This window comes from Cupriavidus oxalaticus (assembly GCF_016894385.1).
Taxonomy (GTDB): Bacteria; Pseudomonadota; Gammaproteobacteria; order Burkholderiales; family Burkholderiaceae; genus Cupriavidus; species Cupriavidus oxalaticus.
The window spans coordinates 2,705,645-2,718,719 of record NZ_CP069812.1; the positions used below are offsets into that span (position 1 = coordinate 2,705,645).

At 67.4% G+C, this 13,075-nt stretch carries 13 protein-coding genes; 6 read left to right on the forward strand and 7 right to left on the reverse strand.

Going from position 1 to position 13,075, the window contains the following annotated elements:
- Window positions 1-27 precede the first annotated feature (27 nt).
- From JTE92_RS24915 to JTE92_RS24935, 5 genes are all read right to left on the reverse strand, one after another.
- Window positions 28-1,455, reverse strand: coding sequence for an efflux transporter outer membrane subunit (locus JTE92_RS24915; protein WP_063241794.1), 1,428 nt, complete (start codon window positions 1,453-1,455; stop codon window positions 28-30).
- Between the two features lie 236 nt (window positions 1,456-1,691).
- On the reverse strand, window positions 1,692-1,961 hold the full coding sequence (locus tag JTE92_RS24920) for a hypothetical protein (protein ID WP_063241793.1): 270 nt from the start codon (window positions 1,959-1,961) through the stop codon (window positions 1,692-1,694).
- 50 nt (window positions 1,962-2,011) lie between these two features.
- Window positions 2,012-2,281: a hypothetical protein gene (locus JTE92_RS24925; protein WP_063241792.1), complete on the reverse strand. Its 270-nt coding sequence runs from the start codon at window positions 2,279-2,281 to the stop codon at window positions 2,012-2,014.
- A 413-nt stretch (window positions 2,282-2,694) separates the two neighbouring features.
- Entirely contained in the window at window positions 2,695-3,123 is a 429-nt protein-coding gene (locus tag JTE92_RS24930) for a DUF4399 domain-containing protein (RefSeq protein WP_063241791.1), read from the reverse strand.
- Between the two features lie 50 nt (window positions 3,124-3,173).
- On the reverse strand, window positions 3,174-3,599 hold the full coding sequence (locus JTE92_RS24935) for a DUF4399 domain-containing protein (RefSeq protein WP_063241790.1): 426 nt from the start codon (window positions 3,597-3,599) through the stop codon (window positions 3,174-3,176).
- 835 nt (window positions 3,600-4,434) lie between these two features.
- On the opposite strand from JTE92_RS24935, the gene JTE92_RS30815 reads away from it, so the two are divergent.
- On the forward strand, window positions 4,435-5,085 hold the full coding sequence (locus tag JTE92_RS30815) for a formylglycine-generating enzyme family protein (RefSeq protein WP_371136932.1): 651 nt from the start codon (window positions 4,435-4,437) through the stop codon (window positions 5,083-5,085).
- Between the two features lie 12 nt (window positions 5,086-5,097).
- Here JTE92_RS30815 and JTE92_RS24945 read toward each other — a convergent pair whose 3' ends face one another.
- The gene (locus JTE92_RS24945; RefSeq protein ID WP_063241788.1) at window positions 5,098-7,149 is read right to left on the reverse strand and encodes a protein kinase domain-containing protein; all 2,052 of its coding nucleotides are present in this window, start codon (window positions 7,147-7,149) and stop codon (window positions 5,098-5,100) included.
- A 427-nt stretch (window positions 7,150-7,576) separates the two neighbouring features.
- On the opposite strand from JTE92_RS24945, the gene JTE92_RS24950 reads away from it, so the two are divergent.
- The 5 genes from JTE92_RS24950 (at window position 7,577) to JTE92_RS24970 (ending at window position 11,686) form a co-directional block, all read left to right on the forward strand.
- Complete coding sequence (locus JTE92_RS24950) at window positions 7,577-7,846, forward strand: hypothetical protein (protein WP_063241787.1); 270 nt, start codon at window positions 7,577-7,579, stop codon at window positions 7,844-7,846.
- Window positions 7,847-7,889: 43 nt separating this feature from the next.
- The gene (locus JTE92_RS24955; RefSeq protein ID WP_063241786.1) at window positions 7,890-8,159 is read left to right on the forward strand and encodes a hypothetical protein; all 270 of its coding nucleotides are present in this window, start codon (window positions 7,890-7,892) and stop codon (window positions 8,157-8,159) included.
- A 91-nt stretch (window positions 8,160-8,250) separates the two neighbouring features.
- Window positions 8,251-8,523 (forward strand): hypothetical protein, encoded by a 273-nt coding sequence (locus JTE92_RS24960; protein ID WP_063241785.1) that lies wholly within the window; start codon window positions 8,251-8,253, stop codon window positions 8,521-8,523.
- 126 nt (window positions 8,524-8,649) lie between these two features.
- Window positions 8,650-8,901: a hypothetical protein gene (locus JTE92_RS24965; protein WP_063241784.1), complete on the forward strand. Its 252-nt coding sequence runs from the start codon at window positions 8,650-8,652 to the stop codon at window positions 8,899-8,901.
- Between the two features lie 862 nt (window positions 8,902-9,763).
- A complete protein-coding gene (locus tag JTE92_RS24970) occupies window positions 9,764-11,686 on the forward strand; it encodes a DEAD/DEAH box helicase (protein WP_063241783.1) in 1,923 nt (640 codons plus the stop codon).
- An 85-nt stretch (window positions 11,687-11,771) separates the two neighbouring features.
- Here the strand turns inward: JTE92_RS24970 and JTE92_RS24975 are convergent, their stop codons facing one another.
- Window positions 11,772-13,031, reverse strand: coding sequence for an SUMF1/EgtB/PvdO family nonheme iron enzyme (locus tag JTE92_RS24975; RefSeq protein WP_063241782.1), 1,260 nt, complete (start codon window positions 13,029-13,031; stop codon window positions 11,772-11,774).
- Window positions 13,032-13,075 lie beyond the last annotated feature (44 nt).

A 13,075-nucleotide genomic window follows, 5' to 3' on the forward strand; every position in this document is an offset into this window, starting at 1 on the left:
GGCCCGCGCCGCGCGGCAGCGAGTGCACTATTGCGGCTGGCTGGCCGCCGTGTTGCGCACTTCGGTGTCGGGCCAGCCGCCGCCAAGCGCCTTGTACAGCGTGACAGTGTCGGCCAGGATCTGTTGGTGGACCGCCAACAATTGCAGCTGGGCGTTCAGCAGCGAGCGCTCGGTCTCGAACACCTCGAGCTGCGAAACCACGCCTTCCCTGAGCTGCGCCTCGATCTGCGCCGAGACCACGCGCAGCTGCTCGACCTGCTGCTGCAGCTCGACGCGCTGCTTCTTGTGCGCATCGACGTTGACCAGTGCGCTCTCCACCTCTTCGAACGCCGTCATCACGGCGCGGCCATATTCGTTTTCCGCCACGCCCACCTGCGCCTCGGTGGTCTTCACGCGCGCACGCACGCTGGGATCGAGCATGGGCAGGTTGATGCTCGGCATGAAGCCGAAGGTGAAGGACTTGAGCAGGTCGCTCAGCGCAAAGCTGGCGGTGCCGCCGCGCGCGGTCAGGCTGATGCTGGGCAGCTGCGCCAGCCGCGCCTGGCCGACGATGTTGTAGGCCGCCAGCACGCGATACTCGGCCGCGACGATATCGGGCCGGCGCGCCAGCAGCTGCGACGGCAGGCCGGCCGGCACGCTCGGCGGCTGCACGCGGTCCTGCAGGCGTCCCGCCGGCACCTTGAGGTTGCCCGCGGGCACGCCCACCAGCGTCGCCAGCGCGTTCTCCGCCACATCGCGCGAACGGCGCAGCTCCAGCAGGTCCTTGTTGAGCCGGTTGATTTCCGCCTGCTGCTGCATCACGCGGATCTTGGGCACCAGCCCGTTCTGGTACATGGCCTGGTAGGTGCCGAGGATCTGCCCGTTCTTGGCGACGGTGCGCGTCTGCTGCTCGATCTGCTCGTCGAACTGCAGGATCGTGAAGTAAGTGGTCGATACATTGGACACCAGCGTCAGGTAGCCGGCACGCCAGTCAGCCTCGGTGGCGCGGAACTCGGCGGTCTGCGCCTGCACGCCCTTCTCGACCTTGCCCCAGATATCGATGTCCCAGTTCAGCTGCGCGCCGGCGTTGTAGGTCCAGGTGGACTTCTGCCCGGTGCTCTTCTCGAAGCTCGCCCCGGCGCCGATATCGATCACCGGCAGCCCGCCGGCACGCGCCTCCCCGATCTGCGCAGTGGCCACGCGGATGCGCGCGGCCAGCACCTTGATGTCGTAGTTGCCGGCCAGCGCCTGGTCGATCAGCCCGTCCAGGTACGGGTCGTTGAAGTTGTGCCACCAGTTGGGCTGCACCGCTTCCCTGGGCGACACCGTGATCGAATCCTGGCGCGACCATTCGGCCTTGGCCGGCGTTTCCGGGCGCTGGTACACCGGCGGCCGGAAATCGGCGCAGCCGGCCAGCAGCGCGGCGCATGCGGCGGAAGCGAGCCAGGCAAGGCGGCGCGAGCCTTGGGTCGGCATGACCCGGGGAGCGGCAGTAAGGGATACGGGCACGGTGCGATCCTGCGTGCGTGCGCGGCGGGCGGGACGCACTGGCGTGCCGTGGCCACGGAGGTCTGTCTGTATTGTGGTGCGCGCGGGCGCGCGCTCCAACCCCGATCTGCATCAGGCGAAATCCGATGCAGTCGGCCATGGATGGGCACATGAAGCGCGCCGCGGGGACACCCTCGCGGCGCGGCGCCATCTCAACAAGCTTCTCAACGATAGATATTGTTGCTGGCGTTCTGGTTGGTATCCACATGCGAACGGACATGGTCAAGGAAGGCCGAGCCGTTGCCATTCAGGTTGGTGACGGTCTGCATCTGCGCGATTTCCTGCGTGGCGGTGATGCTGCTGTCGAGCTTGAGCTTGATCGGGGCGTAGACCGCCGCGAAGGGCAGGTAGGCGAGACCGCCGCGCACGGCTTGCATGCGCTTGCTGTCGAGGGTTTCGGTGGCGGCCAGGTCCTTGATGGTCAGCGTGGTCATGATCGTTCTCCGGGTATCGGTATGTGTGTGGGGCAGCTATGGCGCGGGGCTCAGCCGTAGATGTTGTTGGTGGCGTTCTGGTTGGTGTGGACGTTCGACTTGACGTGGTCCAGGAAGGCGGAGCCGTTGCCGTTCATGTTGGTGACGGTCTGCATTTGCGCGATTTCCTGCGTGGCGGTGATGCTCTTGTCGATCGACAGCTTCAGCGGCATGTAGGCGGCGACGAACGGGACGTAGGCGAAGCCGCCGCGGACGGCGTGCATGCGCTTCTGGTCCAGGGTGTCGATGGTGGTCAGGTCGTTGATGGTCAGCGTGGTCATGATGGGCTCCTGGTGCGGATGGTGTTGCCTGGGTTGGATTCGAGCATCGGGTTGGTGTCGCGCTCGGTTGGGATATCGCAGGGAGCGTGCCAGGAGGGGTTGGTTGGGGGTTGGCGTGTTGTAAACGCCTGAAAATAAGGGCTTTTTTGTTCGGCCTTGCCCTGCAGGCCTCAGGTCGATGCTGCTTGTGCAGGGCGGGAGTGGTGGGCTCGGCCCAACACGTCGAGGATGAGTGTTGGGTGTGCCGTGACAGCGGGGCCGGTGTTCCGGAGGTGCCTGACGCCTTGGTGCGCCACCGTGGCTGGGATTGACGCGATGTTTGAACGAGCCCGGAGCTGGGCGTGGCCCCTGCTGCCGGCGGCAACGTAGGAACGACTTCGGCTGCGCTGCGCGCCGGTCCTACGCGGATCCTTTTACTTTACGTAGATTGTGATGCGCTTTGAATACACGGGTGGATTTGTGGGGATGTGCTTGTCATCCCCCATGATCAGCTGCAACGTATGCTTCCCGGGCGGCAGCTCCAGCATGGTCTCCGTCTCGCCCGCGCCGAAATGCAGGTGATTCCGGTCGTTCGGGATCTCCTTGTCCATCGGCGGCAACTCGACATCGATCAGCAAATGGTGATGACCCGTGTTGGGATACTTCACATCCTTGGGCGCCACCCCCATGTTCCGCAATCCAAACCATACCTTGAACGGCTTGCCGGCAGGCATCACCTGCCCGTCATTGGGCCAGCCGATATAGAGATAGGCATTCGGCGGCGCCGGCGTAGGTCCGCCCTGGGCCGCGACCGATACCAGCACGCTGGCAGCCAGCGCAGCGGCAACAAGTAGTCTGGACATAACCCTCTCCCCTGGTGACCATGCCATGCCATGCCACGCCGCACGCAACGCTAGCGCACGGTGATCGTGATTTTCTTCGAATAGATCGGCGGCTCGAACGGTATGTGCTTGGCGTCGCCCATCAGCAGTTGCAGGGTGTGCTTGCCCGGCGGCAGTTCGATGCGCGCATCGGTCTCGCCCGCGCCGAAGTGCAGGTGGTTCCGGTCGTTCGGGATTTCCTTGTCCAGCGGCGGCAGCTCGACGTCGATCAACAGGTGGTGGTGGCCGCAGCGCGGCAGCTCGATGCCCTTGGGGCACACGCCCATGTTGCGCAGCCCCATGCGGATCCAGAACTTGCCGCCGGTGATCACCGTGCCGTCGTGCGGCCAGATGATGTAGGCCTCGGCATTGGGTGGAGCGGCTGTCGACAGGGACAGCGATGGCGCGGCGGCGAACACGGCAGCCGCCGCCAGGCGGAACAGGAATCGTCTGGACATACGCCCTCCCCGGAGATCTGCCCGAAACCCGATCACGTTGTCCCGTCAGCCCATTCTTGTTGCTTGTTGGCCAGCGCTCGGCGATTCGTCATTCAGGTTAGGACGCAAGCCCGGAAAATGCGACCCCGGCGAAGCGTGGCGGCTTTGCAATGCTTCGCCCGGGACACAGGCGCTGTGCTATCTTGAAGCAAGCCGGTCGAGGTCTCGGCAACACCACAATGCGCCCGCAGGGCATGTGCCGGCATGCAACGGGTTCGCTGCCGTCCGACGAGGTGTGAAGATGTGGCGCAATCTACCAGTCGTGCATCTGGCCGCGATGGCCGGGATTCTCGCCTCCACAGCCCTTTCCATGGGTGCGGCGTCTGCTGCGTCCGCGGACCCGCTGCTGCTGGCCGGCATCATGCCGAAGAATACCGACGAGCAGTACGAGCTCAGCTTCTGGGAATCGATCAAGAACAGCAACTACGCGAGCGACTACGAGGCATACCTGAAGCAGTATCCCAACGGGCGCTTCGCGGTGCTGGCCAAGGCCAGGCTCGAGCGGCTGCGTGCGTCGGCACCGGCGCCGGCACCGAAGGCACAGCAGCAGCCCGCGCCGCCACCCCGCTCCGGCACTTCCTCGGGCGGGCAGGTTTCGCGCGCGCCGGCTGCGTCGGCACCTGCTGCCCGTTCGGCGCCCGCTCCTGCTCCGGCTCCGCCCTCGGCGGCAGCGCCCAAGGCCGCCACCGCTGCCGGCGGCGCGGTCAGTGTTGCGCCACCGCCAATCCGCACCGGCGAAATTCGCGATTGCCCTGCCTGTCCGGTGCTGATCGCACTGCCCGGCGGCAGCTTCACCATGGGCAGCAACACCAGCGATCCGGCGGAAAGGCCGCCGCACCAGGTCACCATCAGCCAGCCGTTCGCGATCGGCCGCTTCGAAGTCACGGTCGAGCAGTGGAGTGCCTGTGTCGACGCCGGCGGCTGCCAGCGCGTGCCGACCATTGCTGAAAGCGCCAAGAACTCACCGATGCGCGATGTCAGCTGGGATGATGCGCAACAGTACGTGGAGTGGCTGAGCAAGACCACCGGCAAGGCCTACCGCCTGCCGACCGAGGCGGAATGGGAATACGCGGCGCGCGGCGGCACCGCCAGCGCGTTCTGGTGGGGCGACCAGATGCGCAAGGGCAACGCCAACTGCAAGGAATGCGGCGATCCGTGGAGCGGCGATGCGCCGGCGCCGGTGGGCTCGTTCGCCGCCAACCCGTGGGGCCTGCATGACGTCAACGGCAGCGTGTGGGAATGGGTCGCCGACTGCTGGCACAGCTCGTACAAGGGCGCGCCCGTGGACGGGCGCGCATGGAACGAGAACGCCTGCGGCGCGCGCGTGATACGTGGCGGCTCCTGGCGCGAAGGGGTCAGCTACATGGTGTCCTCCACGCGCTTCAAGTACAGCCCGAGCGTGCGGCAGTCGCAGAACGGCTTCCGCGTCGCGCGCGACATGAAATAGCGCGTGGCGCCGTCAGCGCGCACGCGTCGAAATCTGCACTACGTCCGCGCTGATGCGGTCGCTGCCATAGGTGCGCGCCATCTGCGCCAGCGGCCTTTCCAGCGCGCGCAGGTAATCCTGCTGCCCTTCCACCTCGGTGCGGCGCCCTTCGAACAGCGGCACCGGCGTCGTCAGCAGTACCACCAGCTCCGTGCCGAAGGGAGCCGACACGACCCAGGCGCCGCCTTCTCCGATCGTCGCCTGGTGGCCTGCGGGGGCCTGGTGGGCCGACACCCGGCTGCTTGGCACCATGTGCGCGACCTTGCCGTCGGCCGCGAAGTAGTCGACGTAGACATACGACTCCTGCGCCGGCGTACGCAGCTCCAGCACCAGCGGCGAGCCATCGGTCAGCTGCGAGCTCTTGCCGCGCAGCCGCAATGACGAGGCGCTGCCGCCTTCGCGATTGCCGGACCAGTATGGCGCGACCAGCTTGGCGACATCGCACTTGTCGGCGGCAAAGGGCTGGGTCTCGACGGTCACGCCCTTCACGCCCGGCAACGCCGCGAGCTGCTCGCGCAGGCGCGCCTGCCCCACGCTTTCGGCCAGGAAACCGCGCACGCGCAGCGTATGGGCTTTCTCACTGGCGCTGAGCAGCGAACACGGCACGGCGGCGAGCGCCCTGGTGACATCGGCCATGGAGAACACCGCGGGGCGCGCCGGGGCAGGCGTTACCGGCGTTGCCGCCGGCACCGGCGCGGATGGCGTGGCAGGCGCTTCCGCACGTGTCTCGGCGGGCGGCGCGGCGGGCTGCCGCTGCACATGCCAGGCGTAGTAGCCGATTGCCGACACCCCGGCAAGCACGGCGGCGACACCGCCGATCATCACCGGCGAGCGCTGCGACGGCGTGGTCATCGGCACCGCGCTCATGCCGTGCAGGAAGCGTGCGACGGTTGGCGTGCGCGTGGCGCGATCCAGCGACAATGCCTCGCGCATGGTCTTCCACTGCGTGCGGCTGAGCTGCGGCGGCTGCGGCGGCTTGACGCCCGCTTCGCGCGCCTGGTTGGCCGACATGCGCTGGTACGGGTGCTTGCCCGTGATCAGTTCGTAGGTCACGCAGGCCAGCGCGTAGATGTCGTCGCGCGGGTCGGGCTCGCGATGCTCGAACATCTCGGGGCTCGCATACGCCGGCGTCATGCCGCCCAGCGAACCGGGGTCGAACACGGTCCGGTCCGACTCGTCGGCCGGCGGCAGGAAGCCGCGCGCGATGCCGAAGTCGATCACCTTGACCTCGCCGCTGTCGGTCAGGAACACGTTGGCGGGCTTGAAGTCGCAATGCACGAAGCCGCGCTCGTGCGCATAGGCCAGTGCGTTGCCCATGCCGTTGATGATGGGCATGGCGCGCGCCATCGGCATGCCGCTGAAGCCGGGCGCCTTCAGCACATGGTTGAGCGAATTGCCCGACAGGTATTCCATGGTCAGGAAGACCACCGGCCCGTCGCGGTCGAAGTCGTAAACGGTGACGATATTCCGGTGCGCCAGCGTCTGTGCCTTGCGCGCCTCGCGCTGCAGCGCGATCAGAGACTTGGGGTGGCCGCTGAACTGCAGGTTCAGCACCTTGATGGCGATATAGGGCTTGCGGTCAGACGCTTCCAGCTTGCGCAGGTCGAGCGCCTTGTACACCGTGCCCATGCCGCCCACGCCCAGGCACTCTTCCAGCACGAAGCGGCCATTCAGCGTATCGCCCACGCCCTTGGCATGCGCCGCCGGCGGCAGCGTGCCGGCCTCGGGCGAGGTCGCGTAGAGCGAGCCTGTCTGCGGCCCGCTGGCCATGCGCGTGGCTTCGGTGACGCCCTCGTACCGGGTGGCGCTGCGGCGCTCGATGCGCCGCATCACTTCGGCATAGACCGCGGGCGGAAACGGGAAGCGCGTGTTTTCCTCGATCACCACGCGCGCCGCCTGGCTGGGCGAGGTGGGATCCTGGGCCAGCGCCGTCTCGAACGACGCAACGAATTCGTCGTCGGACAGACCGCCGTTCTGGAACTTGCGGATCAGGTCTTTGAGACTGGTCACGGCTCGCCCTGACATGGTTTTTCGGGCAGGGTCGCCCGCGCAGTGTGCAGTGCGAAGTTGCCCTGTCTTCGATGGATACTAGTGCGCACCCATGGCATGCGCAATCCGTGCGCTTGCGCCGCGCTGCCGGCACGCAACGCCGTGCGCATGCGGCGTCGGCGTGCGTCGGCCGCGATCGGCGCCGACTGTCGCTGCCGGGCCAACACCGGCGCCACAGGTGTTGGCCCGGCACCGCCATCCAAGGCGCTGCATCGGCGCGCGCGATCGGTGCCGCCAAGCCGACATGCAGTCAAAAAACCCCTTGTTTTCAGGTATTTGCGCGCGGCGCGCGCCGCTGGCCGCAGCGCTGGCACGCTCCCTGCGATATCCCAACCGAGCGCGACACCAACCCGATGCTCGAATCCAGACCCAAACGCAATACCTTCCGCCATTGGAGACCATCATGACCACGCTGACCATCAAGGACCTGTCCTCCGCCGAAACCCTGGACCGCAAGGGCATGCAAGCCGTGCGCGGCGGCATGACCTACATGCCGTTCGCCGCGGTGTACAGCCCGCTGAAGCTGTCGTTCGACAGCAGCATCACCGCCGTGCAGGAAATCGCGCAGATGCAGACCGTCACCAACATGAACGGCAATGGCTCGGCCTTCCTGGATCACGTCAAGTCCAACGTGCACACCAACCAAAACGCCACCAACAACATCTCGCGCTAAGCCCCAACGCTGCCAACGCATCCACCGAGACCCGGAGACCATCATGACCACGCTGACCATCAAAGACCTGTCCGCCGCCGAAACCCTCGACAGCAAGCGCATGCACGCCGTGCGCGGCGGCCTCGCCTACCTGCCCTTCGCGGCCGTCTATGCCCCGATCAAGCTCAAGCTCGACAGCAGCATCGACGCCACGCAGTCGATCGCGCAGATGCAGTCCGTCACCAACCTGAACGGCAACGGTTCGGCCTTCCTGGATCACGTCAAGTCCAACGTGCATACCAACCAGAACGCCACCAACAACATCTACGGCTGATCCAGCCACGGCCGCGGCGCGCGGTGGACCTATGCAACCCCCGCGCCAGCCGCCCCGGAACACTCATCGCATTGCCTGAAGGAGCACCATCATGTCATCGATCATCGTTCGCGACCTCGCCGTCAGCAAAGACCTCGACCGTGCCTCGCTGCGCGCCGTGCGCGGCGGCAATTCCTGGCTGACCCGCGGTATCGGCAACGTCGGCCCGCTGGCCAACGTCACCGTCAACGTCAACCAGAACATCGCCCAGCTGCAGAGCATCAATGTCAACACGCTCAACAACAGCTTCGTCGGCCACGGTGTCGGCCCGGTGAAGGTCGACGTCAACCCGTCGCAATGGGCCGGCAACTTCGCCGCGGTCTGAGCACCTGGGTATTACGGGGAGCGGCGGCAGGCCCGCGGCAAAGCACCGCGGGCCGACGCCTATACTGAAGCGGTTCCGCGGCCGCATGGCCGTGGCGCCGCGTAACCGGAAACAGCGGAGACAGCCATGGCAGTAATCGTCATCAAGGATTTGTCCGACAGCATGGATCTCGACCGGCAGGCCATGACCGCCATCCTGGGCGGCGGGCGCACTGCCGGCGGCCGGGGATGGCATGGGCTGCGGCGCAGCGGACCGGCGCGCATCGTCGATTACCCGGGCGGCCTGCCCGGCAATCGCCATGTGATGCCACGGGAGGTCCCGCTGGGCCGGCTGCCCCGAAAACCGGCAGGGCCGGCAGACAAGGGCACGGGCGGCTAAGCGCGGGCGGCAACGGGTAGAGAGAAAACGGTCGATCAAATGAAAAGCCCGCCAGTCACTGGCGGGCTTGGTTGCGGACGGGCCCGGACCTTCTGGGTCACGCGGTCAACAGTTCGGTCATTCTTTTGCCAGGCAGGCTTCCCATGATTCCGCCCATGACGCGGACGCCCATCCGGACCACCCGGAGAGTCGCAGGAAGACTGGCGCTTGGGGCAATGACCGCAATGCTTGCCGCTAGCAGTGGCGCAATGCCGCTGGAGGAGGTCAAAGCGGGAACGTTTTCGTCCGCCCCGTGCGGGCATCCTGTATGCTCGCGCCTCCAGTATAGGCAGGGGCCGCGGGCTTTCAACCCGGCTGGCGCCTGCGACGCGCCAGTGTGGCGCCTGCGACGCATGCAGGTGACGCCAGGCTGACATATCTGGTTACGCTTTCGCAGTGCAACAAAAATTTCCCACTCTGCTATAATCCGCGCCGTGAGTTTCGCAACTGTGAGATCCGCCAACCGCCCGGCACCAGCTTCACCTCAATGCCGCGGCGAATCCGCTGCCCTCCCAAGCTCTGTTTCCTCGCTGCCGGACGCCTAGTTGTTGTTTGCGCCAGCCGCCCAGCAGAACGCACCGCTCACCTGACGTCGCCTCGTCTCCGATCCTGTTGAACAGCCTTTAACCTTGAGCTGTTTGCCTGCCAGGGACATGGCCGGACCGCCCCGCGGAACCAGCCAACGCCCTGCCTGCCGCCGTACTGCCAGCTGTGTCTGTCGTAACGGCCTCACCGATTGGCGCCGAAGCCTTTTTAAGACTTTGCACTGCGCCCACCCCATTCTGCGATTCGGGGTGCCATGCATTTATTTGATCCTTACGACATGACCCAGCACGACATTCGTGCGGAGCAAGCTATTGCCTCCGCGACCGACGCTTCGATCACTTCCGACGCTGCCCAGATTATCGAGAGCCCGCTCGACAAGCTCGACGCCATGCTCAACGGCAACCCGGCAGCCGAAGCTGCGGCCGCCACGGAAACCACGCCGACTGAAAGCGGCTTTGCCAGGCTTGGCCTCGACGCGGCCATCCTGCGCGCGCTTTCCGAACTGAACTACAACACGCCGACCCCGGTGCAGGCGCAGGCCATCCCGGCCTTCCTGGCCGGCCGCGACCTGCTGGTGTCGAGCCAGACCGGCTCGGGCAAGACCGCCGCGTTCATGCTGCCCGCGATCCAGCGCATCAGCGAAATGCCGGCGCCGCAGCGCCCGACCGAGCCCGCCAAGCGCATGAAGGGCAAGCGCCCCCGTCCGTCGCCGGCCCAGCCCGCCCTGCTGGTGCTGACCCCGACGCGCGAACTGGCGCTGCAGGTGACCGAAGCTGCCGCCAAATACGGCCGCAACCTGCGCCGCATCGTCTGCGCCAGCATCCTGGGCGGCATGCCCTACCCCAAGCAACTGGCCGCGCTGGCCAAGATGCCTGACATCCTGGTGGCAACGCCGGGCCGCCTGCTCGACCATATCGACGCCGGCCGCATCGACCTGTCGGCACTGCAGATGCTGGTGTTCGACGAGGCTGACCGCATGCTGGACATGGGCTTTGCCGACGACATCGACGCCATCGTCAACGCCACCCCGGCTTCGCGCCAGACGCTGATGTTCTCGGCCACGCTGGATGCGCGCATCGCCCAGCTCGCCTCGCGCCAGCTGAAGGATCCGCAGCGCATCGAGATCGCCGCGGCCCGCGCCGACCAGAGCCATATCGAGCAGCGCCTGCACTACACCGACGACATGTCGCACAAGGAGCGCCTGCTGGACCACCTGCTGCGCGACGTCGGCCTCAAGCAGGCCATCGTCTTCACCGCGACCAAGCGCGATGCCGACTCGCTGGCCGAGCGCCTGTCCGACACCGGCTTTGCCGCCGGCGCGCTGCACGGCGACATGACCCAGGGCGCGCGCAACCGCACGCTGACCGCATTGCGCCGCGGCAACCTGCGCATCCTGGTGGCCACCGACGTGGCTGCGCGCGGCATCGACGTGCCCGACATCACCCACGTGGTGAACTTCGACCTGCCCAAGCAGGCCGAGGACTACGTGCACCGCATCGGCCGCACCGGCCGCGCGGGCCGCTCGGGCATCGCCATCAACCTGGTCAACCACGGCGACGTGTTCCAGTGGCGCCGCATCGAGCGCTTTACCAACCAGCGCATCGACGCTTCGGTGATCGAAGGCCTGGAGCCGCGCCGCTCGCCCAAGCCGCGCTCGAACTTCGGCGGCAAGCCGGGCGGCCGTGGTGATTTCCGTGGCAATGGCGGCGGCTACCGTGGCGGCGAACGCAGCTTCGGCGACCGCAAGTTCGGCGGCGGCGAGCGCAGCTTCGGTGACCGCAAGTTCGGCGGCGAAAGCCGCGGCTTCGGCAACCGCACCGAAGGCGCACGCCCGTTCGGCGATGACAACCGCGGCGGCTTCGGCAACCGTGAAGGCGGCTACCGTGGCCAGGGCGGCAACGGCGGCTACCGCAGTGCCAATGACGGCGCCCGTGGTTTCGGCAACCGCGAAGGCGGCCGCGAAGGCGGCCGCAGCTTCGGCGACGACAACCGCGGCGGCTTCGGCAACCGCGATGGCGCCCGCAGCTTCGGCGACGGCAATCGCAACAGCGGCGGCTACCGTGGCAACGGCGAAGGCCGCAGCTTCGGCAACCGTGACGGCAACCGCGGCTTTGGCGGCGGTTACGGTGGCAATGGCGGCAATGGCGGCAATGGCGGCAATGGCGGCAACCGCAACAGCCGCTCGCGCTACGAGCGTTGATGAGCCGGTGCGCTGAGCGCACCTTGCCGCCGGCAGCAAGAAGGGCACCCTCGGGTGCCCTTCTTGCATTCGCGCGGGACAGACGCTACAGCGCGCAGGTCCGGAAGCCGACGAACGCCAGGTCATCCTCCGGCATCAGCGCCCAGCGCGCCCGCGCATGGCGCAGCCGCGACGGACTGGCGAACGATACGCCGCGCACCGCCTGGTGCGTGCCGAAGCGGCCGACAAACTCGCCGTCCGACGGCGCCGCGGTGAAGCCCGCGTAAGGCTCATACGGCGTCGCCGTCCACTCGCGCAACGCGCCCCACTGCAGCCCGCGGTTCTGCGTGGCCGCCAGCTCCCATTCCGATTCCACCGGCAGGCGCCGGCCGGCCCAGGCACACCACGCCTGCGCTTCGAACAGCGTCACGTGGCGCACCGCCTCGTCGGGATTGAGCGTGCGCAGCGTGCCGAAGCGCTCCACCATCCATTGGCGCGAGTCCGGGTGGCGTGACCAGTAGCGCGGGGACGAGCGCTCCTGCGTCATCAGCCACTGGCGGCCCGACGCCGACCACCACACGGGCCGCTCGTAGCCGCCGTCTTCGATGAATTCCAGGAACTGCGCGTTGCTGACCGGCGCGACATCCATCTCAAAGGCCGGCACATAGGTCGGTTGCGGCGGCAGTTCGTCGGGCCACGCAAAGCCGTCCGCCTCGCTCCAGCCCAGCGTGAAGCGCCCGCCCGGGAACTGCAGCGTGCCGCCGTGCCCGGCCGGCCGGGCAGCGGCCGTGGAAGGCGCCGATTCCGCGGGCGCCATGCCCAGCGCCTGCAGCAGCGCGGCCAGCCCCTCGCCCTGCGCATCTTCATGGAACAGCGCGCGGCGGTACGGGTACAGGGTCAGGTCGTTGTCGTCGGGCAGCAATGCCACCCGGCGCAGCAAGCCGTCGAGCACCTCGGCGGCATAGCGCTTGACCACGGCCACGTCGGGCAGCGTGACCTCCCAGCGCTCGTCCGGGCCGATGCGGTCGGGATCGAACCATTCATCGGCGCCGTCGAGCAGCGAGGGCTCGGACGCCACCGGCACCGGCACGCCGCCGCGGTCGACCTGGCGCACGCCGCGCAGGCACCACCACTCGGCATGCCAGGCAACATGGCCCAGTGTCCACAGCGGCGGGTCGGCATCGTACTGGCGCGGCACATCCCAGGCGCGGCGGGTCTGGCCGAACGGTGCCAGCCATGCCAGCGTGCGGTTGCGCGTCTCGACCAGCGCCTGCGCCAGGCCTTCGCGCGGCAGCCGGCGCGGGTCGGACCAGGCCGCCTTGCCGCCGGTGAAATAGAGATCGGGAAGCATGGGAAAGCCGCTCATCGGAAGGTCCGCGCAGGGGGATTGGAGGTGGTGGCCGCACCGGC

What these genes read in the sequence shown, in the direction of transcription:
- JTE92_RS24915 (WP_063241794.1), bottom strand. Translation starts at nt 1,455, where the DNA reads ATGCCGACCCAAGGCTCGCGCCGCCTTGCCTGGCTCGCTTCCGCCGCA.
- JTE92_RS24920 (WP_063241793.1), bottom strand. Translation starts at nt 1,961, where the DNA reads ATGACCACGCTGACCATCAAGGACCTGGCCGCCACCGAAACCCTCGAC.
- JTE92_RS24925 (WP_063241792.1), bottom strand. Translation starts at nt 2,281, where the DNA reads ATGACCACGCTGACCATCAACGACCTGACCACCATCGACACCCTGGAC.
- JTE92_RS24930 (WP_063241791.1), bottom strand. Translation starts at nt 3,123, where the DNA reads ATGTCCAGACTACTTGTTGCCGCTGCGCTGGCTGCCAGCGTGCTGGTA.
- JTE92_RS24935 (WP_063241790.1), bottom strand. Translation starts at nt 3,599, where the DNA reads ATGTCCAGACGATTCCTGTTCCGCCTGGCGGCGGCTGCCGTGTTCGCC.
- JTE92_RS30815 (WP_371136932.1), top strand. Translation starts at nt 4,435, where the DNA reads ATGGGCAGCAACACCAGCGATCCGGCGGAAAGGCCGCCGCACCAGGTC.
- JTE92_RS24945 (WP_063241788.1), bottom strand. Translation starts at nt 7,149, where the DNA reads ATGTCAGGGCGAGCCGTGACCAGTCTCAAAGACCTGATCCGCAAGTTC.
- JTE92_RS24950 (WP_063241787.1), top strand. Translation starts at nt 7,577, where the DNA reads ATGACCACGCTGACCATCAAGGACCTGTCCTCCGCCGAAACCCTGGAC.
- JTE92_RS24955 (WP_063241786.1), top strand. Translation starts at nt 7,890, where the DNA reads ATGACCACGCTGACCATCAAAGACCTGTCCGCCGCCGAAACCCTCGAC.
- JTE92_RS24960 (WP_063241785.1), top strand. Translation starts at nt 8,251, where the DNA reads ATGTCATCGATCATCGTTCGCGACCTCGCCGTCAGCAAAGACCTCGAC.
- JTE92_RS24965 (WP_063241784.1), top strand. Translation starts at nt 8,650, where the DNA reads ATGGCAGTAATCGTCATCAAGGATTTGTCCGACAGCATGGATCTCGAC.
- JTE92_RS24970 (WP_063241783.1), top strand. Translation starts at nt 9,764, where the DNA reads ATGACCCAGCACGACATTCGTGCGGAGCAAGCTATTGCCTCCGCGACC.
- JTE92_RS24975 (WP_063241782.1), bottom strand. Translation starts at nt 13,031, where the DNA reads ATGAGCGGCTTTCCCATGCTTCCCGATCTCTATTTCACCGGCGGCAAG.